This window comes from Streptomyces violaceus (assembly GCF_036014075.1).
In the GTDB taxonomy this organism is placed as follows: Bacteria; Actinomycetota; Actinomycetes; order Streptomycetales; family Streptomycetaceae; genus Streptomyces; species Streptomyces violaceus.
Genome location: NZ_CP107911.1, coordinates 8,472,308 through 8,498,114, shown reverse-complemented (window position 1 = coordinate 8,498,114; position 25,807 = coordinate 8,472,308). Strand labels below are relative to the sequence as shown.

Annotated in this window: 19 protein-coding genes and 2 pseudogenes; 10 read left to right on the top strand and 11 right to left on the bottom strand. The window is 68.7% G+C overall.

Translation table 11 applies throughout. From position 1 onward, the window contains the following. Positions 1–14 precede the first annotated feature (14 nt). A complete protein-coding gene (locus OG542_RS38280) occupies positions 15–1,730 on the bottom strand; it encodes an IlvD/Edd family dehydratase (protein ID WP_328417149.1) in 1,716 nt (571 codons plus the stop codon). 339 nt (positions 1,731–2,069) lie between these two features. Between OG542_RS38280 and OG542_RS38275 the strand changes: the two genes are divergently transcribed. Together OG542_RS38275 and OG542_RS38270 are read left to right on the top strand one after the other, a co-directional pair. After that, positions 2,070–2,237, top strand: coding sequence for a lasso RiPP family leader peptide-containing protein (locus OG542_RS38275; protein WP_328417147.1), 168 nt, complete (start codon positions 2,070–2,072; stop codon positions 2,235–2,237). 152 nt (positions 2,238–2,389) lie between these two features. Beyond that, positions 2,390–2,572: pseudogene (locus OG542_RS38270) on the top strand (lasso peptide biosynthesis B2 protein); the annotation flags it as partial. A 303-nt stretch (positions 2,573–2,875) separates the two neighbouring features. Here OG542_RS38270 and OG542_RS38265 read toward each other — a convergent pair. Together OG542_RS38265 and OG542_RS38260 are read right to left on the bottom strand one after the other, a co-directional pair. Continuing rightward, positions 2,876–3,439: a snapalysin family zinc-dependent metalloprotease gene (locus tag OG542_RS38265; RefSeq protein WP_328417143.1), complete on the bottom strand. Its 564-nt coding sequence runs from the start codon at positions 3,437–3,439 to the stop codon at positions 2,876–2,878. A gap of 158 nt (positions 3,440–3,597) precedes the next feature. Then, positions 3,598–4,137 carry a phosphotransferase gene (locus tag OG542_RS38260; protein WP_328417141.1) on the bottom strand — a complete coding sequence of 180 codons (540 nt, stop codon included), beginning with the start codon at positions 4,135–4,137 and terminating at the stop codon, positions 3,598–3,600. 382 nt (positions 4,138–4,519) lie between these two features. Between OG542_RS38260 and rph the strand changes: the two genes are divergently transcribed. Together rph and OG542_RS38250 are read left to right on the top strand one after the other, a co-directional pair. Next, positions 4,520–7,126: a rifamycin-inactivating phosphotransferase gene (gene rph, locus OG542_RS38255; RefSeq protein WP_328417139.1), complete on the top strand. Its 2,607-nt coding sequence runs from the start codon at positions 4,520–4,522 to the stop codon at positions 7,124–7,126. A 211-nt stretch (positions 7,127–7,337) separates the two neighbouring features. Further along, the gene (locus OG542_RS38250; RefSeq protein WP_328417137.1) at positions 7,338–10,154 is read left to right on the top strand and encodes an alpha/beta hydrolase family protein; all 2,817 of its coding nucleotides are present in this window, start codon (positions 7,338–7,340) and stop codon (positions 10,152–10,154) included. A 128-nt stretch (positions 10,155–10,282) separates the two neighbouring features. Here the strand turns inward: OG542_RS38250 and OG542_RS38245 are convergent, their stop codons facing one another. Both OG542_RS38245 and OG542_RS38240 read right to left on the bottom strand, forming a co-directional pair. After that, positions 10,283–13,492 carry a glycosyl hydrolase family 95 catalytic domain-containing protein gene (locus tag OG542_RS38245; RefSeq protein ID WP_328417135.1) on the bottom strand — a complete coding sequence of 1,070 codons (3,210 nt, stop codon included), beginning with the start codon at positions 13,490–13,492 and terminating at the stop codon, positions 10,283–10,285. A gap of 193 nt (positions 13,493–13,685) precedes the next feature. After that, positions 13,686–14,039, bottom strand: coding sequence for an inositol monophosphatase family protein (locus OG542_RS38240; protein ID WP_328417133.1), 354 nt, complete (start codon positions 14,037–14,039; stop codon positions 13,686–13,688). 312 nt (positions 14,040–14,351) lie between these two features. Between OG542_RS38240 and OG542_RS38235 the strand changes: the two genes are divergently transcribed. Beyond that, complete coding sequence (locus tag OG542_RS38235) at positions 14,352–15,419, top strand: tyrosine-type recombinase/integrase (RefSeq protein ID WP_328417131.1); 1,068 nt, start codon at positions 14,352–14,354, stop codon at positions 15,417–15,419. Between the two features lie 175 nt (positions 15,420–15,594). Here the strand turns inward: OG542_RS38235 and OG542_RS38230 are convergent, their stop codons facing one another. Continuing rightward, positions 15,595–15,846 carry a hypothetical protein gene (locus OG542_RS38230; protein ID WP_328417129.1) on the bottom strand — a complete coding sequence of 84 codons (252 nt, stop codon included), beginning with the start codon at positions 15,844–15,846 and terminating at the stop codon, positions 15,595–15,597. A gap of 477 nt (positions 15,847–16,323) precedes the next feature. On the opposite strand from OG542_RS38230, the gene OG542_RS38225 reads away from it, so the two are divergent. Both OG542_RS38225 and leuE read left to right on the top strand, forming a co-directional pair. After that, positions 16,324–17,817, top strand: coding sequence for a B12-binding domain-containing radical SAM protein (locus OG542_RS38225; protein ID WP_328417127.1), 1,494 nt, complete (start codon positions 16,324–16,326; stop codon positions 17,815–17,817). Between the two features lie 50 nt (positions 17,818–17,867). Beyond that, positions 17,868–18,518: a leucine efflux protein LeuE gene (gene leuE / locus OG542_RS38220; RefSeq protein ID WP_328417125.1), complete on the top strand. Its 651-nt coding sequence runs from the start codon at positions 17,868–17,870 to the stop codon at positions 18,516–18,518. A 291-nt stretch (positions 18,519–18,809) separates the two neighbouring features. Here the strand turns inward: leuE and OG542_RS38215 are convergent. The 4 genes and pseudogenes from OG542_RS38215 to OG542_RS38200 form a co-directional block, all read right to left on the bottom strand. Further along, positions 18,810–20,629, bottom strand: a pseudogene (locus OG542_RS38215) (Tn3 family transposase). Between the two features lie 44 nt (positions 20,630–20,673). Next, the gene (locus tag OG542_RS38210; protein ID WP_328417123.1) at positions 20,674–21,387 is read right to left on the bottom strand and encodes a hypothetical protein; all 714 of its coding nucleotides are present in this window, start codon (positions 21,385–21,387) and stop codon (positions 20,674–20,676) included. Continuing rightward, complete coding sequence (locus OG542_RS38205; protein ID WP_328417121.1) at positions 21,299–21,862, bottom strand: DUF4158 domain-containing protein; 564 nt, start codon at positions 21,860–21,862, stop codon at positions 21,299–21,301. Before OG542_RS38205 ends, OG542_RS38210 begins: the two co-directional genes overlap by 89 nt. A gap of 78 nt (positions 21,863–21,940) precedes the next feature. After that, the gene (locus tag OG542_RS38200) at positions 21,941–22,264 is read right to left on the bottom strand and encodes an inositol monophosphatase family protein (protein ID WP_328418285.1); all 324 of its coding nucleotides are present in this window, start codon (positions 22,262–22,264) and stop codon (positions 21,941–21,943) included. A gap of 76 nt (positions 22,265–22,340) precedes the next feature. Here OG542_RS38200 and OG542_RS38195 point away from each other — a divergent pair, with 76 nt between their 5' ends. After that, positions 22,341–22,580 (top strand): hypothetical protein, encoded by a 240-nt coding sequence (locus OG542_RS38195; RefSeq protein WP_328417119.1) that lies wholly within the window; start codon positions 22,341–22,343, stop codon positions 22,578–22,580. Between the two features lie 163 nt (positions 22,581–22,743). Here OG542_RS38195 and OG542_RS38190 read toward each other — a convergent pair whose 3' ends face one another. Next, positions 22,744–23,886, bottom strand: coding sequence for an aromatic ring-hydroxylating oxygenase subunit alpha (locus OG542_RS38190; protein WP_328417117.1), 1,143 nt, complete (start codon positions 23,884–23,886; stop codon positions 22,744–22,746). 191 nt (positions 23,887–24,077) lie between these two features. Here OG542_RS38190 and purU point away from each other — a divergent pair, with 191 nt between their 5' ends. Both purU and OG542_RS38180 read left to right on the top strand, forming a co-directional pair. Continuing rightward, on the top strand, positions 24,078–24,950 hold the full coding sequence (purU, locus tag OG542_RS38185) for a formyltetrahydrofolate deformylase (protein ID WP_328417115.1): 873 nt from the start codon (positions 24,078–24,080) through the stop codon (positions 24,948–24,950). A 55-nt stretch (positions 24,951–25,005) separates the two neighbouring features. After that, positions 25,006–25,797 (top strand): IclR family transcriptional regulator, encoded by a 792-nt coding sequence (locus OG542_RS38180; protein ID WP_328417113.1) that lies wholly within the window; start codon positions 25,006–25,008, stop codon positions 25,795–25,797. Positions 25,798–25,807 lie beyond the last annotated feature (10 nt).

The window sequence follows — 25,807 nt, the reverse complement described above, 5'->3', positions numbered from 1 at the left end:
GAGGTGACCCGGTGTCAGTGCGACTCACGGGTCACCTCGGAGCCGCTGGAGCCCACGAGGAAGTCGAGATCGGCGCCGGTGTCGGCCTGCAGGACATGGTCGACGTAGAGGCGTTCCCAGCCGCGCCGGGGATTGGCGAAGCCCGTGACGGTGGCCTTGCCGGGGCTTCTGCGGGCGAGTTCGTCGGCGGGTACGTCGACGTCGATACGGCGGGCCTCGACGTCGAGGGTGATGAAGTCGCCGGTCCGTACGACGGCGAGCGGGCCGCCGGCCGCGGCCTCGGGTGCCACGTGCAGGACGACCGTGCCGTACGCCGTGCCGCTCATCCGGCCGTCGCAGACGCGGACCATGTCACGAACTCCCTTTTCCAGCAGCTTCTTCGGCAGGGGCATGTTCGACACCTCGGGCATGCCCGGGTAGCCCTTGGGACCGCAGCCGCGCAGGACGAGGACGGAGTCGGCGTCGACGTCGAGTTCGGGGTCGTCGATACGAGCGTGGAAGTCCTCGATGGAGTCGAAGACGACGGCCCGGCCCCGGTGACGGAGCAGGTGCGGGGAGGCGGCGGCCGGTTTGACGAGCGCGCCGTCGGGGGCGAGGTTGCCGCGCAGGACGGCGATGCCGCCCTCTTCGACCAGTGGTGCGGCACGGGTACGGATGACCTCGCCGTCCCAGATCTCGGCGTCGTCGAGGAAGTCGGCCAACGGCCTGCCGGTGACGGTCAGCGCGTCGGGATCCAGCAGGTCGCGTACCTCGCGCAGGACGGCGAGCAGACCGCCGGCGCGGTGGAAGTCCTCCATGAGGAAACGCCCGGCCGGCTGGAGGTCCACCAGGACCGGTACCCGCGAGCCGACGCGGTCGAAGTCGTCCAGCGACAGGTCGATGCCCAACCGGCCCGCGATGGCCAGGAGATGGACGACGGCGTTGGTCGAGCCGCCGATCGCGGCCAGCGCCACGATCGCGTTCCGGAAGGACGCCTCGGTCAGGAACGTCCCGGGACGCCGATCGGCGCCCACCATGTCCACCGCCAGTCGACCGGTGTGGTGCGCGGCCTCCAGCAGACGGCTGTCGGGGGCGGGGGTGCCCGCGGTACCCGGCACGACCGTGCCCAACGCCTCCGCCACCAGCGCCATCGTCGAGGCCGTGCCCATCGTGTTGCAGTGGCCGCGGCTACGGATCATCGCCGACTCGGAGCGGATGAACTGTTCCTGGGAGAGCGTGCCCGCCCGGACCTCCTCCGACAGCTTCCACACACCGGTGCCGCAGCCCAGCAGGCCGCCGCGGAAGGTGCCGTTGAGCATCGGACCGCCGGGAAGAACGACGGCGGGCAGATCCACCGAGGCCGCGGCCATGAGCAGCGACGGGATCGTCTTGTCACAGCCGCCGAGCAGGACCACACCGTCGACGGGGTTGGCCCTGAGCATCTCCTCCGTGGCCATCGCGGCCATGTTCCGCCACAGCATGGCGGTGGGCCGCACCTGCGTCTCCCCCAGCGACACCACGGGCAGGTCCAGCGGGATGCCACCCGCCTCGTACACGCCGTTGCGGACCGAGGCCGCGACCTCGTTCAGGTGCGCGTTACAGGGAGTCAGGTCCGAAGCGGTGTTGGCGATCGCGATCTGAGGCCGGCCTGTGAAGGCGTCGCCCGGCACTCCGCGTCGCATCCACGCCCGGTGTATGTAGGCGTTACGGTCCTGTCCCTCGTACCACTGCGCGCTGCGGAGCCTCTCCATGGAGCCCTTCCGATAGACGGTACGGAGGTCTGAGTTCCGGAACGTCATGAAGCATAAGCAGCCGGTCGACGGATCGACAGACCCCGCCGAGCACGGCGCGGCTCCGGCACCCACGTCGCCCGTCACGGACTTTCCTGACGCCTCCGGCAGCTCGTTCGGGACTCGTTCGGGAGTCCGGCACGAACGCCGCCGGTGCACCTCCCCGGCGCGCGCGGGTGTCGGTCTCTCATCCCTCACACGATGGGTTTGTCCGGGTTCCCCTGGCCTCGTCCGGTTCCGGGATGCGTAACTGCTTGATCGGGGGCGGGAGTTCCGCCTCCGCGACCGAAGGTGACCGCTGTGAACGAAGGGCTCATGACCGTGGAGACCGTGGACTTCTACGAGCCGCCGCTGCTGGCCGAGGCCGGCGCCTACGCCGACCTCACCCAGGGCGAGGGAGGCGGGGAGCCCGAGGGCGCCGGACCAGGTGGCCGACCGCCTCGCCGCGACCCGCCCGGTGACCCGTGAGCGCGCCGCCGCCGACGCCACCGCCCTCCTCGACCACCTTCGCGAGGAAGCGCTGGTGACCGCCTCGTGAACCAGGTCCTGGACACCGGCGGCATCCGGCCGCCGGTGAGCCGCCGCGGCGCCCGACCCGCCCGCTACGACGAAGCGCTCCGCGCCCGGAGGACGTGACTGCCGTCAGCACCCTGTGCGCGGGCCGCTACTGCCTCCAACGCTCCCTGGCCACACCCCTGCCGTGCCGGATGCACGGCCCCTGGCCCACCTGGTGCTCCGGGGTACGCACATCGCCCTTCGCCGCCCCCGCCTGGGTAGAGGCGGGTGATCGGCCCCGTCGGTGAACCCCCGGACACGGCCACCTACCGGCCACTGATCAAAGTGGAGGCGCCACACGGCGGGACAGGTCGTCTCGGGAGTGCCGTCGCCATTCGCATGGGCTGGTGCCGTAGGTCTCGCACGCCCGGTGGACCGTGGCCCCATCGCCGACCGGCCGAGAAGCTCGGCTGAAGGAGGAGGCTCGACGCGCGAACGCCCGCCCCGGGCGGGCAGGCGGGCGTTCGGCCGTGAGCCCGCCCGGGCCGAACCTGCCCGGCGGGAGCGGGACACGGGCCGTACGGGCATCCTCACGTGTGGTGCGGCACGCGTCAGTCCACGATCACCTCGGCACGTGCCGCCGGGGCCGGACCTGCGAGCGCACCGCCGAAGTTCCCCTCGACCTCTGTCTTCTCCGCCGCGTTCGGATACGGGTTCGTGCACGCGGTGCCCGCGGTGGAGCCGGACATCAGGCTCGAGCACGGTCCGGGCTTGCGATCGGGCAGGCCCAGGATGTGTCCGAGTTCGTGGGCGGAGATACGGATCGTGTCGTAGCCCTGGTCCACGGCCTGCCGTCCGATGTAGACGGTGCCGTTGCCCAGGGTGGTGGGCAGGGCGCGCGGCCAGCCGTTGTCCGCGAGGACCCGTATGTTCGCGCGTTGCCCGGCGCCGGCCGGCCGCAGCTCGACGGCGTCGACACTCTCGTTCCAGATCGCCGCGCCCCGGTCGACCGCGCTCCTGAACTCCGCGGAGCCACTGGCGTCGTAGATGAGGACACGGGCGGCGAGGGAAGCACCCTCCGCGTCGGGGGGAGCGGCCACGGCCTGGCCACCGGCCAGGGAGAAGGACACCACCAAGGCAGCGGCCAGGCCACCGGTCAGCGTACGGACGTGCATGATCGACCTCCTTGTGGGGGAAGGCAGTCGTGCTCATGACATTCCCTGGCCCACTGCCCAGTGGGGAGGAAGATGAATCCGTCAATCTGATCCGGTCCCGGCCAATGGGGGGACGGGCCATGACGCCCCCCTCCCACAACCGGGGCAGAGGCCCCGCTCTAGGCGCTGAACACGGCGTTGCGGCAAAGCTGTTCGAGGCACCACCGGAAGTGCCCGTCGCTGTCGTCCAGGCCGAAGAGGTCGTAGGTGGTGAGGACGTATGCGGCCTGATAGGTGGTGAGGGCCGCCGACGTGTACCCGAGCTCGTGTGCGAAGAGCCGGGTGAGTTCCGCGGTGTGCTCCTCGGCGTACGGCCCGTACATGTCCCAGATGGCAGCGGTGACAGCGGCTTCGAAGGCCGGGTCGCCCGCGGTCGTGTAGAAGCCGAAGTCGAGTACGGCGACGGGCCGGCCGACCGCGTCGATGTGGATGTTGGGCGGGACGAGGTCGCCGTGGATCGCGCTCACCGGGGCGTCGGGGAGCGACCGCAGCGCCTCTTGCGTGCGTTCGACTCCCCCGTCGAAGTCCGGCACATGGACAGCCAGGGCGGCACCGTGCCTGGCCACGGCCCGGCCGACCAGGGCCACGAGCGCGTTCTGGAAGCGGTCGTGATCCCGCCACAGTGGACGGTCGTCGCCTTGGACGGTCAACTGACGCATGGCGTCGGGTAGACGACGCCCTCGACACCAGCGCCGATTCGGCGGACATCCGTGTGCCCACGGTCACGGAAGCGTGCGGGCCACGGGTCGGCGCGTGGGGCTTCCTCGTTCGGAATGATCTCCACCCTCGCATCGGACCAGCAGCCGCACCGGCCACACAGAAAAGGCAAGGAGATCTCTCTCCTTGCCACTCTCAACGTATAGCGCACCGGGGGGCTTGCGGCAAGACCCGGGTGGTGGCACAGAATCGTCGGCCGAGGCCACAACCTGCGGATATGGAGAGCACGGTGTGCGTGTGTTGTCGATGTATGGGGGACGCGGTGACGGCGAACCATTGGCGGGACCGGCGGCCAAGAGGTTCGGCAGAGCTGGAGGTATCGCGATGATCGAGCAGTACGTGCGAGACCTTCAAGAGGTTGACGGGGCGCAGGTCGCGGTGGTCGGCGGCAAGGGCGCGCACCTGGGCGGGCTGTCGCGGATCGAAGGCATCCGCGTGCCGGCCGGCTTCTGCGTGACGACGGACGCCTTCAGGCGGATCGTGGCGGGATCACCGTCGCTCGCCGATCGGCTCGATCAGCTGTCGCGCCTGAACCCGGACGACCGGGAGGCGACCCGCACACTCAGCGCGGAGATTCGTCGGACCGTCGAAGGGATCGCCATCCCGGGCGATCTCGCGGCGGCGATCACCCGCGCACTCGCCCAGCACGGCGAGCAGGCCGCCTACGCCGTCCGATCCAGCGCGACGGCAGAGGACCTGCCTACGGCCTCCTTCGCCGGCCAGCAGGACACGTATTTGAACGTCGTGGGGCCGACGGCGATCCTCCAGCACGTCAGCCGGTGCTGGGCCTCGCTGTTCACCGAGCGGGCCGTGACCTACCGCCAGCGGAACGGCATCGACCACCGTACGGTCCACATGGCCGTGGTCGTGCAGCGCATGGTCTTCCCGCATGCGGCCGGCATCCTGTTCACGGCCGACCCCGTCACGGGCAACCGGCAGGTCGCCACCGTGGACGCCGGCTTCGGCCTCGGCGAGGCTCTCGTCTCCGGCCTGGTGAACCCGGACGTCTTCAAGGTGCGGGACGGCGAAGTCGTCGCCAAGGAGACCGCCGCCAAAGAGCGTGCCGTTCAGGCCCTGTCGGCCGGCGGTACGCAGGAAGTGGCGGTCGACGGACAGCGGCAGAAGCAGCCGGCGCTGACGGATGCGCAGGTGGTGCGGCTCGTGCGGCTCGGGCGGCGGATCGAAGCGCACTTCGGCCGCCCGCAGGACATCGAATGGTGCCTGGTCGACGATGACTTCCAGATCGTGCAGAGCCGGCCGATCACGACGCTGTTCCCCATCCCCGAGACCGGCGATAAGGAGAATCACGTCTACGTGTCCGTCGGACATCAGCAGATGATGACCGACCCCATGAAGCCCCTGGGGCTCTCCATGTGGCAGCTGACGGCGATGGTGCCGATGCATGAGGCCGCCGGGAGGCTGTTCGTCGACGTCACCCGGCGCCTGGCCTCGCCCGCGAGCCGCGCCGGCCTCCTGGACGTCATCGGGAAGGGCGATCCGCTGACCAGGGACGCTCTGGAGACCGTCCTCGACCGCGACGGCTTCGTCCCGTCGCTCCCGGACGCGGGGCCCGGCGGGCCGCCGGGCGGCGGCGCGTCCGCCCCGATCGAGACCGATCCGGCCGTAGTCACCGAGCTGATCGAGCGCAGCCAGGCGTCCATCGCCGCCCTGGAGCGGGACATCCGGACGAAGACCGGACCGGCGCTCTTCGACTTCCTGCTGGAGGCCTTCGAGGAACACAAGCGAGTCCTCAGTGATCCGCTGAGCATGCAGGCGATCATGGCGGGGATGGAGGCCACGTGGTGGCTCAACGACAAGCTGCAGGAGTGGCTGGGCGAGAAGAACGCGGCTGACACGCTCACGCTGTCCGCCCCCGACAACGTCACGTCGGAGATGGGACTGGCGCTGCTCGACGTCGCGGACGTGATCCGCCCGCATCCGGAGCTGGTGGCGTTCCTGCGGGGCGTCGAGTACGTCGAGGACTACGCCTTCCTGGACGAGCTGGCGAAGCTCGCGGGCGGAACCGAAGCACGCGACGCCATCGAGGCCTACCTCGAGCGGTACGGCATGCGCTGCGTCGGCGAGATCGACATCACGAGGCCGCGCTGGCGAGAGCGCCCCACCACGCTCGTGCCCGTGATCCTCGACAACGTCAGGAACTTCGAGCCGGGCGCCGCCGAGCGGCGTTTCGAGGAAGGCAGGCAGAAGGCGCGCAAGAAGGAACAGGAGGTGCTGTCACGCTTGCGGGCCCTGCCGGGCGGGGAGCGGAAAGCCGACGAGACCAAGCGGATGATCGACCGGGTCAGAACCTTCATCGGGTATCGGGAGTACCCGAAGTACGGAATCGTCAGCCGCTACTTCGTCTACAAGCGGGCCTTGCTGGAGGAAGCCGAGCGCCTCGTGCGGGCCAACGTGCTTCCTGAGCGGGAGGACGTCTTCTACCTCACGTTTCAGGAGTTCCATGACGCCGTGCGCTCGAACCAGGTGGATGGCCGGCTCATCCAGCAGCGCAAGGATGCGTTCCGGTCGTACCACGCGCTCACACCGCCCCGGGTGCTCACATCGGACGGTGAGGCCCTCACCGGGGCGTACCGGCGCGATGACGTGCCGACCGGTGCACTGATCGGCCTCCCGGTTTCCGCCGGGACCATCGAGGGGAGGGCCCGCGTCATCCTCGACATGGCGGAGGCCGATCTCGAAGCGGGCGACATCCTGGTCACGGCCTTCACGGACCCCAGCTGGTCGCCGCTGTTCGTCGGAATCGCGGGCCTGGTGACGGAGGTGGGCGGCTTGATGACCCATGGCGCGGTGATCGCCCGGGAGTACGGCTTGCCGGCCGTCGTGGGCGTGGAGCAGGCCACCCGGCTGATCCGGGACGGGCAGCGAATCCGAGTGCACGGAACCGACGGGTACATCGAGATCCTGCCCTGACCGACCTCACGTTGTGCAGAGGGCCGCCGACCTGCGTCGCTGCCCGGACAACTCCCTTGTGGCTGACTGCATTTGACTGCGCAACAGATCAATTCCGAGCAACCCTGCAACCTCTTTTCTCATCTTCTCCTCAGGAACGAAAGAGGCGCTCGGGGCACCTGGGACACCTGTGATGTCCGGGCGTCAGGAGCCGATCCGGAGGAGAAGCACGTTGATCCATGCTCGGCGCACATTGGTCGCCGCCGCGGCCTTGTTCGCGGTGGTGGTGGGGTCGCCAGGCCTGGCGCACGCCCAACCGGCCGCCGATTCCACGCCGTCCGCCCCATCCGCAGGTCCCGGCCCCGACCGGGGCCTGCCGGCCGGCTGGCAGATCACCGGCAAGAGAGCCGGTCAGCAGCTGACCTGGCGCTCGAACAGACCCGTACCCATGGGCGACGCCGCCGTCGAGTTCTACTCGGGAGACCGGCTCCTGGGCCGGCCCATGGCCGGCAAGGACGGGCACACGTTCCGCCTCGGCCTCGAAGGCGTTACGCTCGGGGCTGCGAAGGATCTGCAGGTGCGGGCCGCGGGGCGCCGCCTCGACGAGGCCGGCGTCAAGGCCGACTCGAAGCGCCGGTCCGCCAAGAAGCCGGTGAAGCCCGTGAAGCCGGTGGAGCCGTCGGCCCTGCCGCCGGCCAACCCCGTGGACCCCGGTGTCCCGGGACCCTACCGCACGGTCAGCGGCGAGTACGCGCTGAAGTCGGTGCAACTGCCCGATTTTCCCGCCCCGGTGGAGATGCGCGCGACCGTCACCGCACCCGCCGGTGCCAAGGGCAAACGGCCGCTGGCCCTCTTCCTGCACGGCCGCCACTCCACCTGCTTCACCGGAGGCGCGGACGGTGAGGCACTCGGCGAGTGGCCCTGCCCTACCGGCTCGAAGCCGATACCCAGCCATCGCGGCTATCTGCACGACCAGAAACTCCTGGCGTCCCAGGGGTATGTGACGGTGTCCATATCCGCCAACGGCGTCAACGGGCAGGACTACGCGGCGCAGGACGCCGGAACCCAGGCCCGCTCCTCCCTGGTACGGCAGCACCTCGCCCGCTGGGCCGACTGGTCGGGCGCCGGACGGACCAAGGCACCGGCGATCGTACGGAAGGCGGCCCGGGCCGACCTGTCGCGCGTCCTCCTCGTCGGTCACTCGCGCGGCGGCGAGGGCGTGAACCGGGCCGCGATGGACAGCCTCTCCAAGCCGCCCGCGGACAAGGACGGCTACCGAGGTCCGGTGCGCTGGAAGATCCGGGGGACCGTCCTCATCGGCCCCACCGTCTTCGGGCAGAACCCGGCTCCCGATGTGCCGTCCATGACGATCCTGCCGGGTTGCGACGGTGACGTGTCCGACCTGCAGGGCGAGATCTACGTGGACGGGACACGCGGCGTGAGCCGTGGTGCCGCCCTGCACAGCGCGGTCTATATGGTCGGCGCCAACCACAACTACTTCAACACCGAGTGGACGCCGGGACAGGCCGAGGCCCCGGCCTGGGACGACTTCTGGAACGACGGGGAGGAGCCGGACCCGGTGTGCGCGCCGGGCACCGCGACCCGGCTGACGGCCGAGCGGCAGCAGGCCGCCGGTTCGACGTACATAGCCGCCGCGGCCCGGCTGTTCGTCGCGGGCGACGACCGGGTCCGGCCGCTGCTCGACGGCTCGGGCGTCCGCGCGGCGTCCGCGGGTCCCGCGCGGATCCTGACCCACGCCGTCGGTGCCCGTCGCACCGCCGCGTTCCTGCCGGACGCCCCGGTCACGGTGGACGGCGGCCGGCTGTGCGCGCAGGTGGACCCCGACCCCGCCACCGCCTGCCTGAGCCCCCAGAACCCCGGCGGGTCACCGCACTTCGCCGGGTGGGAGACGGAGCGGGAACCGGGCCGCAACGCCGTGGCGCTCGACTGGTCGACGCCGGGTTCCGCGGTACGGGTGCGTCCCGGGCGGCCGGTCTCCTTGAGCGGAGCCAAGTCGCTGGCCCTGCGGGTCATCGTGCCGCCGAACACCACCGGCACCCGCATGGACGTGTCTCTCACGGACACCGCGGGCCGGCACGCGACGCTCGGTGCCATCCGTCTCGACGGGCTGCCCGGCTCCGAACGGACGGCCTCGTACTGGGGGCAGGAGGTGCGCGTACCGCTGACCGCGGCGACGGCGGCCGGGCTGGACCTGAAGCGGGTGAAGTCCCTGGCACTGACCCCGCGCAGCGGTTCGGGACAGGCGTGGCTGATGGACGCCTGGGGCTGGCGTCCCGGTATGGCGGCGGTACGGCCGGTCGCGCTGCCCCGCGTCGACATCGGCCTGTTGACGGCCGACGAGGGCGACTCCGGAGTCCGGACCCACAAGGTGCCGGTGCGGCTCTCCGGGCAGGGCGGTGGTCAGATCAGGCTCTTCGTCGCGGACCCCGAGACCAGTGAGGTCACATCCCGGTTGGTGACGGTGCGCCCCGGCAGCGGCAGCGTGGACGTGCCTGTCGACGTGCGCGGCAACACCCGCTTCAGCTACGGCACGTCGCACCACGTGTTCGCGAAGGCCGTCCGGGGTGCCGTGGTCGGCAACCACCTCGGCGGCCTGTCCGTGAAGGACGACGACCCGATGCCCACGTTCAGCGCGACACCGGTCGCGGGCCGGGTCACCGAGGGCCAGAGCCTGCAGTGGCGGATCGACCAGTCCGCGGCCGCCGACACGGAGATCTGGCTCGAGGCCGCGTTCGCACCGGTCGACGGCCGCGCCGAACTGTCCAGCACCGACGTCGACCCGCGATGGTTCGAGGAGAACACCGGCGAGTCGCCGAGCCCCGCCCGGCCGCTGTCCGAGGTGGAAGGGTTCTACCTGGGCCTCGCCATACCCGCGGGGGAGCTGAGCACCGAGGTGACCGTACCCACCGCCGTGGACGGGGCGAGTGAGCCGGAGGAGTCACTGCGGATCCGGATGTCCGTCTGGACGGAGGACCGCGGCCAGGTGGAGGGCCCGGTGCTCGACGGCACGGTGGTGGACGGGCCGTAGGCGAAGCGCCTCACGCTCTCTGACCGGGCAGAACCGGACGCGGGGGTCGGGCTTCACGACCCCCGCGTCCCTCGTCTCGTGTGACCGACCGCCGGCCCGGCTGCTGCGGCAGTGAGCCGGTGCCGTCGTCAGGGCCTGCTCGGCTTCACCTTCTTGTCGATGCCGTTCACCCGCAGGGTGACCTTCCTCCGGTTCCGCGCCCGGTCGGCCGTGATGCGGTACGACGTGACCTTCCCGTCCCGCCACTCGCAGCTGACCTCGTAGCCGCCACGGGCACGGAGTCCGCTGAAGGAGCCCTTGGGCTTCCAGTCGTCCGGCAGGGCGGGCAGCAGGTGGATAACGCCGTCGTGGCTCTGCAGGAGCATCTCGGCGACAGCGCCCGAGATACCGAAGTTGCCGTCCATCTGGAAGGGCGGGTGGTTGCAGAACAGGTTGGGCAGCGTGTTGTAGGTCAACAGTCCGCGCAGCATGATCTGGGCGCGATGCCCATCCCCCAGTCGGGCGAACAGAGCCGCCCGCCAGGGCCAGGTCCACGAGCGGCGGCTGTCGCCCGACACCGTCGCGGCCGTGAAGGGCACGCCCTTCTTCTCACCGCACCGCGCCTTGAGGGAGACGAGGGCGGCGGCCGTGAACTCGGGATTTGTCGGGGTGATCTGGCGCCCCGGGTAGACCGCGAAGAGGTGCGAGGTGTGGCGGTGGATGTCGGTGGGGCTGTCGATGTCCTCCTGCCACTCCTGCAGCTGACCCCACTTGCCTATCTTGTTCGGCGCGAGGCGCGCCTGCAGGTCCGCGACCTTGGCCCGGTAGACGGGGTCCGCCTCGAGCACCGCCTCGCAGTCGAGGTAGTTCTGGAACAAGTCCCAGATGATCTGCTGGTCGTACATGACGCCGTCTTCGCGCGGCCCGTGCTCGGGTGACCAGCCGTTCGGTGCGACGAGGAGTCCGTCCTCGCGCTCCTTGAGATGGTCCTCCCAGAACTCGCAGATCTCCTTGATCATCGGGTAGGCGAGGGTGCGGAGGTAGCCCAGGTCCTGGCTGAACGCCCAGTGTTCGTAGAGGTGTTGGGCGTACCAGGCGCTCGCGACGGTGTTCCACTCCCACGCGTTGCCGCCGAAGACGCTCTGGCTGGTGCGGGCGGTCCAGCCGCGCGTGTCCTCGCCGAAGGCGTTGCGGGTCGCCACGCGGCTGGGCACCGCCACCTGCTCGATGAACCGGACGAGTGCCTCATGGCACTCCGGCAGGTTCGTCGTCTCGGCTCCCCAGTAGTTCATCTGGACATTGATGTTGGTGTGGTAGTCGGAGGCCCACGCCGGCTGGTTGCTGTCGTTCCAGAGGCCCTGGAGGTTGGCGGGCAGACCGTTCGGGCGCGAGGAACTGACCAGCAGATAGCGGCCGTAGTCGAACATCCCCTGCTCGAGCGTCGGGTCCGCCCCGCCCGCCGCGTAGCGCGCCAGCCGGGCGTCGGTCGGCAGAGCGACGACGGCGGCGTCGGAGGTGCCCCAGTCCACCGAGACGCGGTTCATGAGGGCGCGCGTCTCGGCGATGTGCTTCTCGCGCAGCTTGTCGTAGGACCGGGAGGCAGCCTTGCCGAGCGCCCTGGCGATGACCGTTTCCGGATCGGGTCCGCGCCACCCGGCGGCGGCGTCGAGCTTGTAGTCGGTGCGGGCGTCCAGGAGCAGGGTCAGGGTGGTGCAGCCGCTGAAGCGGAGCATCGATCCGTCGGCCCGGACGTCGCCGTCGGTGTGTAGGGCCTGGACGATGCACGCGTGCTTGAGGCCGTTGCCCATGACACCGCTGAAGGCGATCCGGCGGGCACCGGCGTCGACGGTCGTCGGAGTGTTGTCCTGTCCGGACGTCAGCGATATCGCTCCGGAGAGTCCATGGGCGCGGTCCGACGTGTAGCGGAAGACCATGACGTCCGCGGAACGGCTCGCGAAAGCCTCCCGCAGGACGCGTCGTCCCGGCGCGCCGAAGCGGGTGACGTGCACTCCCTCGACGAAGTCGAGGGTGCGCCGGTAGTCGACGACCGTCCGCTGGGTGCGCGTGTCGAAGCCCTTGCCTTCCAGCGCGATCCCCGCGATCTGGAAGCCGGTGGACGACGCGCCGGGGGTCAGGGTGAGCCGGTAGACGCGGTATGCCGTGCTGTTGGTGATCCGGAACGTCCGGGTCTCGCCGCGGCCGGCGAAGGGCGCTGAGGGGTTCTGCGTGTCGAGGGGCGTCCAGGCAGTCCCGTCCCGCGATGCCTCGAGCCGCCATCGCCGGGGGTCGTCCTTGGGACGTCCCGCTGCCGCCGTCAGCGCGTACGAGGTGACGACGACCGCGCGGGGCAGCTCGGCCTGCCAGACGACCGCTGGTGCGGGGGCGTCGACCCGCCAGACCGTGGCCGGATTCCCGTCCACCGAACTCGAGATGTCCGTGGCCCGGGACCCGGTCCCGACGCCGGAGCCCTTGGAATGCCCGCTCGGCGACGACAGGTACAGCGCGCCGCCCGCGCCGAGGTCGACGCCGGACAGACCGATCTCGCTCACCTGAAAGTGGCTGACACCGGCCTTGGGGACGAAGTCGAACCGGTAGAAGCGGTAGGCCGCGGGGTCGGCACAGGTGAATTCCTTCGTCTGGAAGCGGCTTTCGAAGGGCGCTTCCAGAGTGCGTCTGTCGAGCGTGGTCCAGGTGGCGCCGTCGGCGGAACCGGCGAACGCCCACTCCCGCGGGTCGCGCTGCGGCACGTCCTCGGCACTCGTCAGACGGTAGGACGCGACCGCGACGGGTTCGGGAAGCTCTACCTGCCACCGCACCTTCGAACCGGGCCCCTCGATGCACCACTTGGTGCCCGAGTCGCCGTCGTACGTCTTGTCGACACCCTCCGAGGACGAGCTGCTGTACGGTCCCCCCGGAGCCGTGACCTTCGGACTCGTACGGGGAGCGAAGGTGACGACGACGTCACCGAAGTTCCGGTACGAGCCGAAGCCGGTCATGCCGGTGTCGAACTCGCTGTCCGGCTTGCCCGCGAGGGCGTTGTCGTAGTTGTTGACGCCGCCCCACAGGCTCTGTTCGTTGAACTGGATGCGCTCCTCGCAGGGATCGGCGAAGAGCATGGCGCCGAGCCGGCCGTTGCCGATCGGCAGGGCCTGCGACTGCCAGTCCAGGGCGGGTACGGAGTACGTCAGTGCCTCGCGCGACAGGGCCGGCGACTTGACGGCCGCCGGTGCGTCGGCCCCGGCGGCAACGGCCTGCCCCACGGGAGTTCCGCCGGTCAGCTGAGCGAGCAGAGGTGCGAAGGCGAGGCCGCCGCCGACCTTGAGAACGCTCCGTCGCTGCGGTTGGGATTCATTGACCACGGTGAGATCTCCCGGCCCATTCATCGGCTCTTTCGCGGAGGCACTGAAAGCCGCATCGACACCAGTCGAGGGCGCGAACATCGTCGCCAGGGAATAGATCGGATGTCTATAGGTGTGCACCATCCAACGCGGGCAAGGACGGGATCAAGATGCCCAACTACCACCCACCGACGCCGCGTCCGCTCCTCAGCCGTCAGCCCACCGCCCAGGCGGAAAGGACTTCCAGCGCGGCGGCGTGCACACCCGGCGCGGCGGCGAGGTAGCTCTCGCCGGCCAGTTCCCACGGTTTGCCCTCGATGTCGGTCACGACGCCTCCGGCCTCCTGGACCAGCAGCACACCTGCCGCGTGGGAGCGGACGTTGTCGAACTGCCAGTGCAGGTCCATGCGGCCCGCGGCGACCTGGGCGAGCTGGTGGGTCACCGGTACGGAGACCCGCACATACAGGGTGGAGTTCGTCATCGCGGCGAAGGCGGAGCCCATTCGCTTCGCGAGCTCGGGGTCGTGGCCCGGCTGGGCCTGGCCGGTCCCGGCCAGTGCGCCGTCCAACGACGTCTTGACCGAAACGGCCCTGTACTCCCGAAGCTGCCGCGAAGTGACAAGTAACTCAGTGTGATGTTCTGGCCTTGAGTCAGGGGTGAGGGCCGACGGGATAGTGGATAGCGGTAGTAGCGAGTCCGATTCAGGTCGGTTTATCGGACTTCTGTTGCCTGATGGCTCATCCGGGTGGTGCCGCAGTAAATGCCGGATTTACTGCGACGGACCGCCTACCGTGATCATCGCTACCTGCGGCGGGGCATTCCGGCCGCCGGGGCGAGGTGTACGCATTTACTGCGTCAGGGCCGGAAGGGTGGGGCGGGCATGACGATCGAACCAGTGACTGAACTCGGGGCCGGGGGCGCGCTCCGGCTGCCGCGCGCCCGGGTGGTGCCCCTGTCCGCCCCGCCCGCGTCGTACACCGCGGCGGTCGAGCGGTACCTCACCGGCGCGGGCATCGCGAAGTCCTCCGCGCGGATCTACCGGATCTCGCTGACGACGTGGGGATGGATGTTCGCCGGCGAGCCCGCGCCGACCGGACCGGCTCGGCGGAGCGCGAAGCCGCCCGTCTTCCCCGTCGCCGCGATCGACGACCCGGCGCTGCCGGAGGTGCTGGCGGAACTGGCGGCGGCGCGGGCGGACGAGATGGACGCCGACACCGTCAACCGGGAACTGTCCATCGCGCGCAAGGCGATCGGCTGGTGGCAGCGGCAGGGCTGGATCGCCGTCGATCCGACGATCGGGATCGAGCGGCGGCCGGCACCGCCGGACCGCACCAAGGCCCTGGCCGAGAACCAGATCGCCGCCCTGTGGCGCCTGGACGTCGCCCTGCGGGAGAAGACGCTGTGGAAGATGCTCTACGAGTCCGCCGCCCGGGCGGAGGAGGTGCTGTGCCTGAACGTGGAGGACCTCTACCCGGCGGACAAGCGCGGCAAGATCACCGCCAAGGGCGGGGCGACCGAGTGGATCCACTGGCAGTCCGGCACCGCCCAGCTGCTGCCCCGCCTCATCGCCCGCCGCACCTGCGGCCCGCTGTTCCTCACCGGCCGCAGGGCCCCGGCCGGGACCGCGACGCTGGACGTGTGCGAGGAGACCGGCCGGGCCCGCCTCTCCTACCGCCGGGCAGAGGAGATCTTCGAGGAGAACACCCGGCTGCTGGCCAACCCGCTGGCCTCGCCCGAGGACATCGAGGACCTGGACGGCTGGACCCTGCACCGGCTGCGGCACACCGCACTCACGCACGACGCCGAGGGCGGCACCTCCACCCCGATGCTGCTGGCCCGCTCCCGCCACGCATCCGTCCGCTCCCTGGAGCGGTACGCCCGCCCCGGCGTCGACGCGGTCGCCCGACACGTTGCTGAGCGCGCCCCCGCCGCACGTCGCCGGACATGACACCCTTCGTTTGCGGCTGGTCACAGCGTTCTTACCAACACCGCCGTCAGCCACGGGCACGCTGCAGGTCTTGCCCGAATCGACTACGCCCAAGCCACGGCCGCCGCACGCTGGCCGACACCATTGAGCCACCTCACGAACCTCGCACGACCAACAACTTCAGGTTGAAACAGGCTCACTTGGTGCTTCGGCTCGCATTCGCGCGGAAGACCCTGTCCTCATGCCTGCCGTAAGCGAGGTCGAACACGACCAGGACGCCGGTGCGGCGGTCCCGGCCCTCCTTCATGTCCCGTAAATGGACATCGATACGGCGGTCACGGATGGTCCCGATGATCGCGGGGAGTACCACGATGGTCAGCACGGCCAGAGAGATGACCGTCTGGACGGCGGTGTCGAATGTGTTGTTCATGGTTCCCAGCTTGGTCATTGACACGGCTCCGCGACAGCGACAGGACTGTCACCTAGCACCGGATTCCGGCCATATTTGTACGCTTATGAAGCCCTTTCGGTGGCGGTAGCGGCCGCAACCAAGTCCTGCCATGACATGCCTGCACTCTTGAAAGCTTCGGCATCAAGGGGGCATGACGTTCACGACTCTCGCGCAAGCTCGGACAAGTTGGGCTTGATCCTCGACGCCTTTCAGTCGTCTTGGTTGAAGGTTGACCCACTAGGGAGCGGTGTGTGACTGGCCGATTTCACACGGTCCCCATCGGAGTGCATCCGCTCGCCCTGTTGGGGCAACTGGGGAGTGCCTGTAACGGCCACGCGTCGGCGCCCTTCAAGATTCCGGAATATGTCCGAAGGGGATCGGCCTGGCGGATGGCCGAAAAACACCAAATGGAGCTGACACGAGTCATCTTCACCGTCACGATCGAGGGCCGATCTTCATGGTGAAGGGAAACGAATGCCGCTCAAGGTGCTGCTCGCGAACGCCCCGAACCCCACCGCGAACGGAAACGCGTCCAACTACGCCTGCTATCCACATATCGGCATCATCCAGCTGGCCACGGCGATACGCGACGCCTTCCGCGACCAGGTGGAGGTGTGTGTCGTCGACGGAGGCATCAGCAACACCGTCGAAGTGCAGAAGAAGGTGCAGGAATTCGGGCCGGACCTCGTCGGAGTGAGCGCCCTGACCCCCACCTACAGCGAGGCCCTCAAGATCGCTGACACTGCGAAGCAGGCTGGCGCCAAGGTGGTTCTCGGCGACGACCACGCCGGCTTCTTCCCCGGGCTCATCCTCGCCAACCGGCCCGCCATCGACTACATAGTCGCCAACGACGTGGGCGAGACGCCATTCGTGGAGCTGGTGGGCGCACTGCTGTCCGGCACCCCCTTGATGGACGTCTCCTCGCTCGTCCACCGTCAGGGTGAAACGGTCGTCTCCAACCCCGCGCCCCGATACGCGCTCGCCGAGCGCAACACGATTCCGGATCTGGCATTCATACGCGACGAACTCGACATGTACGCCCGGAACTACCGAGAGCAGTTCGGACATCTGCATGACCACACGGTCATACCCATCACCGTGAACAACGCCCGCGGCTGTGAGAATGGATACAAGCGCTGCACTTATTGCAGCATTGCTGATCTCACCGTCAACACGGGCGAACCGAGCGGATTCTGGAAGGCGGTGGACATCTACAACCGAGAATTCGGCATCAACCTCTTCTTCGAGGTGTACGACAGCTTCACCGCCAGCCCACGCTATGTCGACGCTCTCATCGACGCCACACCCCCGCACCTCCGTCGCCGCATCGACAACGGTGAGCTGGAGATCATGGTGTACGCGCGAGCGCTGGGTCTGACCAAACGCAACAACGTAGACAAGTGCCGCCGCCTCGGCGTGACCCGGGCGAACATCGGGCTCGACGCCGCCGACCCCGAGATGCTGGAGGCACAGCGGAAGAACAAGACCACCGACGCGACGAACCTTGAGGCGATCCGTCTGCTCAACAAGGCAGGGATCTCCGTACACGCCTCGTACATCGCGGGGGCACCGGGCGAACGCCCGCGGACGCTGGACCGGACGATCGAGGGCATTCGGCAAATGTTGGGCGAGGTCGAGCTGTCGTCCGTCGAGTTCTCCCGGTTCATCCCACTGCCCAACAGTCCGGCGTGGGACCTGCTCGTCGACTACGAGCAGCCGTCGTTCTTCAAGAGCAGCGCGGAGATCGACGCGTACCTGGCCGAGCTCGACATCGCCATCACCCCCGAGAAGCGAGCGGAGCTCTACAAGAGGTTCGGCGAGCAGGATCTGCTCGACATCGACGAACTCGCGGCCGCATGGGCCGAGAACTTCACCCACATCACCGAGGACTACGCTCTTCAACGGGTCGCAGATGTCGATCAGTTGGTCATGTCACACAACGTACGCACCGGCAACAACGTCGGCTAGTTACTGGCGACGACGCCGGGCAGCCGTAGCCGCCACGGAGGGAGAAGCAGATGCTGGGAGTGTCCAACCTTTCCACCTACGCCCTGGGGACGCTCCTCATTATTCTGCTGCCGGGGCCCAGTTCCCTCTACACGCTGTCGGTGGCGGCGCGGCGCGGTGTGCGGACCGGGTACCAGGCCGCGGCGGGGGTGTTCATCGGCGAGGCCCTGCTGATGCTGCTCACCGCCGCGGGGCTCTCTTCGCTGCTGCGTGCCAACGAACTCGTTTTCTCCGTCATCAAGTACGCGGGGGCCGGTTATCTGGCCTGGATCGCGTTCGGAATGATCCGCGGGGCATGGGAGATGTGGCGCACCCGCAAGGTGGAAGCACCGGCGGAGGGGCCGGAGGGCGCCCAGGACGGCGAGCGGCCGTTTCGTCGGTCGCTGCTGATCACTCTGCTCAACCCGAAGGCCATCCTGTTCTTCATCTCCTTCTTCGTGCAGTTCGTCGACCCGTCCTATCCGCACCCGGTGCTGTCCTTCGGGCTGCTCGCGCTGATCTACCAGGTGATCAGCATCAGCTACGTGACCCTGCTGATCCTCGGCGGCACGTACCTCTCGGCCCAGTTCCGCCGTCGGCGGCGACTGTCGGCCGGGCTGACCAGCGGAGCCGGCGCCCTCTTCCTCGGGTTCGCGGCAAAGCTCGCCACCACGGGCAACTAACGTGCCGGGGGAGCGACCGCGCAGCGCGGGAGAGAGCCAACGTGTGCTGATGCGGATGCAATAACGGTTGACCAGCTCGAGACGTGGTCGAAAACGGGAGCCGGGCTTCATGCCCGGTCGCTCATCGTTTCGGCAGGTCCGGGCCCCGTGAGAGGACAGTGGACTACCTTCTCAGGCTGATCGCTCCCCGATCTACGGGTTCCTGCCGATCCGCCGGAACCGTCGAGCCTGTGACCTGCGCATTGTTCACCGGCTCCCGGCAGACTGGGAGCGCCGCCGGCTCGCCAGGTCTCAGGGCGCCGTCTCGGCCGTACGGTCCGCTGCCTCGGGCGCGGCGCGGGGGCCGGGCACCGTGGCCTTGGCGGCGAGGGCGGGATCGAGGTGGGAGTTCATGTCCAACTCGAACCGGCCGTAGGGGTTCACGTGCGTCCAGAACAATGGGGACAGGGCCCTCCGGTCAGCGTCGGTGAGCCTCTTCTGCCACTTCTCCTCGCTCAGGATGTCTTGGAGGAGCAGAGTGTTGACGTGAACCAGCGCGGACTGGAGCAGATGCAGGGCGAGCATGGAGACCTCCTGGCTCTCCTTGTCCTGCCCGGTCAGGTCGCCGTCCTTGCCGTAGAACAAATCGTGGTTGGCGGAGTTCCAGTTCTCCACGACCTGGAGGCCGTCGTTGATCTCACGGCGCAGGTCGGCATCGGCGAGGTAGTCGCAGATGAACGCCGTACGCACCGCCCGCCCAAGTTCCTCGATCGCCCGGTAGGTCGGGTGCTTCGGGCGCCGCGGGTTAAGCGGCGCAGGACCTGCTCGGCCTCGGCGGTGCCCAGGCGCAGGGCGGTGGTGTACTTGACGATCTGGTCGTACTGCTGGCGGATCAGGTCCCAGTCGATCGTCTTGGTCGACAGCACCGGTGCCAGGCGGGGCCAGGTGTCGTCCTCCCCGGCCGCCGGCCGGTACAGCCGCGCCGCCCCGACGTTCTTCAGCCTGGGGAGCAGGTTGAAGCCGAGCATGTGGGCGAAGGCGAACCCCACGATGGAGGCGCCGTGCGTGTCGGTGTACTGGCGGTCGATCTCCACGTCCGTGCAGTGCCGCAGCACGCCCTCGATCATCGCGGCGACCTCGGAGGCCGAGCAGGACTTGAGCTGGCTGTAGACGCACAGCGACTTCTTCTCGACGTGCCAGTAGATCATCACTCCGGGGCCGCGGTACCGCTGGTGCCACTCGGTCATGAAGTTGCTCGACCAGGAGCCGAACTTCTTGCTGTCCGAGGCGCACGCGGTGCCCTCGCCCCACCATGCCGCATCGCGCGAGGCGAAGGTGGCGTTGACCAGCCGCACCAGCGCTGAGCGCAGGTTGGTCCGGTTGACGAACAGGTGCCGCACCCGGCGCAGGACGGCTTCCGTCTCACCGTGCTTGCCGGTGACCGCGACCCGCTTGATGCCCATGTTCGTCCCGAGCGCGAACAGCACCAGCAGCAGTCGGCGCCGCAACACGGCCTTCGGTACCGCCTCCCGGGTGGCGACCGAGGTGAACTCACTGGTGAAGCCGGTGGCGAACTCGGCCTCCTTGAGGATGTCGATCAGGTCGATAGTGCCCCAGCGGCGCTCGATCTCCGCCTTCAGCGCGACCAGGTTCTCCGGCTCCTCCTGCTTGCCCAGCGGTGAGACCTTGATCCACGGCTCGCCGTGCTTCTTGACGATGTCCACCCCACCCGTGGTGCCCAGCTCCAGCGCGGTGTCGAAGCGGGTCAGGGCCTCCCGCAGCCGCTTCTGAAGGGCCCCGATGAACTTCTCCGGGTCCTGCGGCTGGCGGATCGCGTCGTAGTGCACATCGCGGTTGTCCTCGAAGTCCGGCGGCAGATCGTCCTCCGGATTCCGCCACCGGTTCGCCCCCGGCACCCAGATCTCCCGCCGCCGCAGCGCGTCCCGCAGGCTGACCAGCACGCACAGCTCGTACGGGATGCGCTCGACCCTGCCGCGCTCGTCCACGACCGCCTTGCGCCACTCCTCACGCACCACCCCGCCCAGCGGGATCTTCTCCGCCTCGTCGAAGAACGCACCCTCCTTGGCGATGGGCTGGTCCAGATACCGCTTGAGCAGGTCGATGGCGTCCATCACCGGCCGGTAGGCAGTGTTGTTGCACTTCAGCTCCAGCGCGTTCAGCAACGGGGAGAGCATCCGCCTCCAGTGGTTCGAGTACGACGAGCGCAGCACGTGCGCACCCGTGCCCGGTAGCGGGCCTCGTTCGCAGCGGCCTCCGCCGCCAGCGCCTTCAGCGTGGTCTCCCCGGCTACCGGATAGATCACCTTGCGCACCGTGCCGCCCGGCTCCGCGACGGCCGCCTCCGCCAGCCGCAGCAGGATGCCCTCCTTGCCGCGGACCCGCTTGAGCTCCTTGTTGAACTCGCCCTCGACCTTCTTCTCCGCCCGCGTGTTGATCTTCTGCACGAGCTGGATGAACAGCTCAACCAGCGAGTCGGTGATCTCCGTCTCCCGCACGTGGCACAGCGTCGACAGCAGCGTGTACCGCACCAGCCCGGCTGCCGCCCGCAGGTCCGAGAGGTACTCCTTCGCCGCCCGCGCCCGCCAGGCCGCCACCAGCTTCTCCGACACGTCCCCGAACAGCTCCGGCGGAAGCTGAAGCCCGCGCACTCGCTGGAGCTTGTTCACCTCCGCCAACAGGCTGTCCAGCCCCAGCGCCCCCGGGTCCGCCTTCAGCTCGGTGAAGAACGTGCCCCCGCCACCCGCGCTGTCCTCACCGACGCCAGCGTCCTCGGCGATCAGGTCATCCAGCCGGGACCGAGTCGCCGCCGACAGCCGGCCCACCGTGGACGCGCAGAACCGCTCCTCGAAGGTGCTGACCGCCGAGCCCACCAGCCGGGCGATACGCCCCGGCGTCGGCGGCTCCCGCCGGTCCTTGCGGCAGCGGGCCACCACCGCCTCCGCGAGTTCGGTCGCGGGACAGCTCCACCCCACACAGCTCGACCGCCAGCCACTCGGCAAGCTGGGCCTGGTCCTCCTCTGTGCACTCACGGAACCCGAACGCGCGCCGGATTTCCATCCGGTGCCGCTTGATCGCTCGTCCCGACCAGTCGTACGCGGCCCATTGCTCCGTGGGCACCTTCACCTGGTGGGCAACGTACGACACCGGCGGCGCCGGGATCTCCCCGGCGTCCTCCGGAAACCGGGCCTCCACCTCGAAGAACTTCAGCAACAGCGCGAACCCCAACCGGTTCGCCCCCGACTTGTTCCGCAGCCGCTCCTGGTCCTCCTCCAGCAGCGTCCAAATCTCGATCAGGTCCTCCGGCTCCCACTCCTGCCGCACCCCGGGTCTCCCTCCGGTCGTCATGACCCGACCACCGTGACCGAGCAGTACGCGGACGAAGACGAGGAGATCGAAAACCCGGACAAGCCCACCCCTGATCCGCTACAGAGGGCTACTTGTCACTTCGCGGCAGCTTCGGGAGTACAGGGCCGAAACCCGCGGCCGTACACCGTTGAGGAACGCCCCGCCGCCCTCTGTCGCGGTGAACATCTCGTCGAGGACCGGGAAGTAGACCACCGCCAGCACCGGGCGGCCGTCACGGACGAGGCTCACGCCGATGTTCCAGTCGGGCATGCCGTGCACGGCGTTGACGTTGCCACCGACCGGGTCGATGAGCCACCACTCGCCCGTGGCCAGCGGCCAAACGCCTGCCGGTTGGCACCAAGCGCCGGAGGGCGTATGACTGGTTCGAGCGCGAGCTTGCATCACGCGGCGGTTTTGTACTCGTATCCACGCGATTCATTCCGGTCGGACGCTATCTCGCCACAGTAACGGCGGGGTGGTGAGATACCCGCTGCGCACATTCATGCTGTACGTTGCGATTTCCACCTCCACCTGGAGCATCTATACCGCCCTGTCGGGATACCTCGGTGGCGTCTTCTTCCAGGAGAACCCGCTCCTTGCTATCGCCGTCGGCGTCGGTCTCGCGTTCGCGGTAACCGGTGCGGTGGAGTTCTCACGATATGTTCGGCGCCGCAAGAATCCTGTCACGCCAGATGATGCCGTTGCCGAATACCGGTGATTCGCTCGGTATCAGGAACCTGCCGTGCCGGACCTCTCGTTCGAACCGCGGAGGGGAGGCCCGGCTGGCTCAGCGGCGGGCTCCTGGCCGAGCAGGTCCAGCAGGGCCGCGGCGTCGTGCTCCGGGGTGGCGGGTTCGGCGTAGGTGCCTCGCGGGTCATCGGCTAGCGCTCCGCGACGGTCGAGTGGGTGCCGAGGCGATCCTGGACCCAGGTGTGGAACTCTCCGATGTGGTGCTCGCTGGGCACCAGGACGCCGCCCTTGGCGTAGAGGCGGGAGCTCATCGCCGGCTGGCAGCGCTCACAGGCGCCGAAGTCCTGCCGGTTGACCCGGTCGAACAGCTCCACCGAGCGGCTGACGTCCCGGTCGCTCTCGATCACGCCCTTCAGATACAGCCAGTCGCACTCCACGATCGTCCGGTCGACCGCCACCGGGAACATCCGGTGAAAGACCACGTGGTCGGGGACCAGGTTGATGAACACCTGCGGCCTCACCGTGATCGCGTAGTACCGGCGGTCCTGCTCCTCGGAGACCGTGGGGATCCGGTCCAGGCCCTCCGAGCCGTCGACGGTGAAGCCCCTGACGTCCGAGCCGAACTCGGCGCCGTGCCCCACGTAGAACTGCGCCGCGTAGCCGTCGGCGAACTCCGGAAGCACCTCGGTCAGTTCCGGGTGGATCGTCGCGCAGTGGTAGCACTCCATGAAGTTCTCGATGATCAGCTTCCAGTTCGCCTTGACGTCGTAGACGATCCGCCTGCCGACCTCCAGGCTCTCGACGTCGTAACGGTCGATGAACTCCACGTCCCCCAGGCGCGCCACGACGTCCGCGATCACCGAATCCTCGAACGGGGGCGGGTTCTCGGCCAGGCACACCCACACATAGCCCAGCCACTCGCGTACCGCCACGCTCGCCAGGCCGTACTCGCTCCGGCCGATGTCCGGCATCTTCGTCAGGTTCGGGGCCGCCACGAGCTTGCCGTTGAGGTCGTAGGTCCAGGCGTGGTACGGGCACTGGAACGTTCTCTTCACCTCGCCGGACTCCTGCGTGCACAGCTTCGCGCCCCGGTGCCGACACACGTTGAAGAACGCCCGGAGGGAGTTGTCCCGAGACCGGGTCAGCAGGACGCTCTCCCGCCCGACGTCGAGGGTCCTGAAGGCTCCCGGCTTGGCCAGCTCCGAGGAGCGTGCCGCGCAGAACCACATGGACTCAAAGATGTGCTCCTGCTCCAGGCGGAATATCTCCGGGTCCGTGTAGTGGTCACCGGGGAGGGTCGCGATCAGGCTCTCCGGCAGGCCGGTCGTAGTCATGGTTCACCTCGAAGAGAAGCGTCTTGAGCGGGCGATGGGTTGCCTCATGCGCAACGCACTTCTTGCTACGCAACACACAGTGCAATCCACCCGGAGCACTGTCAAGCCCTTGACCGCAGAGGGTCACAGACAGGAGCATGTTGCGTATCAGTCCGACTGTTGCGTAATGCGCATCCCCCAGGGAGGGCTCAGTGTCTCTTGGGCCGAAATCCGACCGCGAATTCGTCCTCACCCTGTCGTGCCCCGACCGCTCCGGCCTCGTCCACGCCGTCACCGGCTTCCTGGTCCGGCACTCCGGGAACATCCAGGAGAGCCAGCAGTTCGACGACCGGCTGCAGGACCGCTTCTTCATGCGGGTCCACTTCGACGTCTCGGATCCCGGCACGTCACTGGAGGACCTGAAGTCCGGCTTCGCCCCGGTGGCGGAGGCCTACCGGATCTCCTGGCAGCTGTACGACGCGTCGACTCCGACCCGCGCCCTGATCATGGTGTCCAAATTCGGGCACTGCCTGAACGATCTGCTCTTCCGGTGGCGTGCCGGCGCGCTGAACATCGAGGTAGCGGCGATCGTCTCCAACCACCGGGACTTCGAGCCGCTCGCCGAGAGCTACGGGATCCCGTTCCACCACGTGCCCGTGACCCCGGAGACGAAGCCCGAAGCGGAGGCACGGCTGCTCCGACTCGTCGACGAGCTGGACGTGGACCTCGTGATCCTCGCCCGCTACATGCAGATCCTCTCCAACGACCTGTGCAAGCAGCTCGAAGGCCGTGCGATCAACATCCACCACTCGTTCCTGCCGAGCTTCAAGGGCGCCCGGCCGTACGTCCAGGCGCACGAGCGCGGCGTCAAACTCGTCGGAGCGACGGCGCACTACGTCACCCCGGACCTCGACGAGGGGCCCATCATCGAGCAGGACGTCGTCCGTGTGAACCACTCGCAGGGCCCCGACAGCCTGGTCGCCCTGGGGCGCGACGTGGAAGCGCAGGTCCTGGCCCGGGCGGTGGAATGGCACAGCCAGAGCCGCATCATGGTCAACGGCAACCGTACGGTCGTCTTCCGTTGAGGAAAATGACCTCCGGCCCCTCACGTCTGTTGACCATTTCGCCTAGGGTTTCGCCATGAGCAACCACGGCACTGAGTCCGCAGGGCCTCCCAGTGGCGGAGTGCAGTCCGTCGACCGCGCCGTTGCCGTGCTGGAGATTCTCGCCCAGCACGGCGAGGCAGGGGTGAGCGAGGTGGCGGCGGCGATCGATGTCCACAAGTCCACCGCCTTTCGCCTGCTCGGCGCGCTGGAGGCGCACGGGATGGTCGAGCAGGAGAGCGAGCGCGGCAAGTACCGCCTCGGCTTCGGAGTCGTACGTCTGGCCGGTGCGGTCACCGGACGCATAGCGGTCACCAGACACGGACGCGGGATCTGCGAGCGTCTCGTCGACGACGTGGGTGAGACGCTGAACATCGCCGTGCTCGAGTCCCACCACGCGATCAACCTCTATCAGGTGCGCGGCTCGTCGGCCATCGCCGCGCAGAACTGGGTGGGACGGCTGACGCCGCTGCACTGCACGTCGAGCGGCAAGATCCTCCTGGCCCACCTCGACCGCGAGGACCGCGACGAGCTCCTCGCCGAAGCCGGCCTCCCCCGTCTGACACCACGCACGGTGACGTCCAGGAAGAAGCTCGAGGCGGACCTGTCCGTAGCCCGTGAGCAGGGCTATGCCATCACGGTGGAGGAATACGAGGAGGGGCTCAACGCCCTGTCAGCTCCCGTGCGTTCGGATGACGGCGAGGTGGTCGCCGCCCTCAGCGCTTCGGGGCCGGCCTTCCGGATGACCGACGAGCGGTTGCGTGAACTCGCGCCGCTGATGGTCGCGGCAGCGGAGGAGCTCAGCCGCCGTCTCGGTTACACGGGCTGAGACCCGCAAG

Bases quoted from the DNA above. Each gene is read 5' to 3' on its own strand.
- OG542_RS38280 (WP_328417149.1), bottom strand. From the start codon at position 1,730: ATGGAGAGGCTCCGCAGCGCGCAGTGGTACGAGGGACAGGACCGTAAC.
- OG542_RS38265 (WP_328417143.1), bottom strand. From the start codon at position 3,439: ATGCACGTCCGTACGCTGACCGGTGGCCTGGCCGCTGCCTTGGTGGTG.
- OG542_RS38260 (WP_328417141.1), bottom strand. From the start codon at position 4,137: ATGCGTCAGTTGACCGTCCAAGGCGACGACCGTCCACTGTGGCGGGAT.
- rph (WP_328417139.1), top strand. From the start codon at position 4,520: ATGATCGAGCAGTACGTGCGAGACCTTCAAGAGGTTGACGGGGCGCAG.
- OG542_RS38235 (WP_328417131.1), top strand. From the start codon at position 14,352: ATGACGATCGAACCAGTGACTGAACTCGGGGCCGGGGGCGCGCTCCGG.
- OG542_RS38230 (WP_328417129.1), bottom strand. From the start codon at position 15,846: ATGACCAAGCTGGGAACCATGAACAACACATTCGACACCGCCGTCCAG.
- OG542_RS38225 (WP_328417127.1), top strand. From the start codon at position 16,324: ATGCCGCTCAAGGTGCTGCTCGCGAACGCCCCGAACCCCACCGCGAAC.
- leuE (WP_328417125.1), top strand. From the start codon at position 17,868: ATGCTGGGAGTGTCCAACCTTTCCACCTACGCCCTGGGGACGCTCCTC.
- OG542_RS38205 (WP_328417121.1), bottom strand. From the start codon at position 21,862: ATGACGACCGGAGGGAGACCCGGGGTGCGGCAGGAGTGGGAGCCGGAG.
- OG542_RS38200 (WP_328418285.1), bottom strand. From the start codon at position 22,264: ATGCAAGCTCGCGCTCGAACCAGTCATACGCCCTCCGGCGCTTGGTGC.
- OG542_RS38190 (WP_328417117.1), bottom strand. From the start codon at position 23,886: ATGACTACGACCGGCCTGCCGGAGAGCCTGATCGCGACCCTCCCCGGT.
- OG542_RS38180 (WP_328417113.1), top strand. From the start codon at position 25,006: ATGAGCAACCACGGCACTGAGTCCGCAGGGCCTCCCAGTGGCGGAGTG.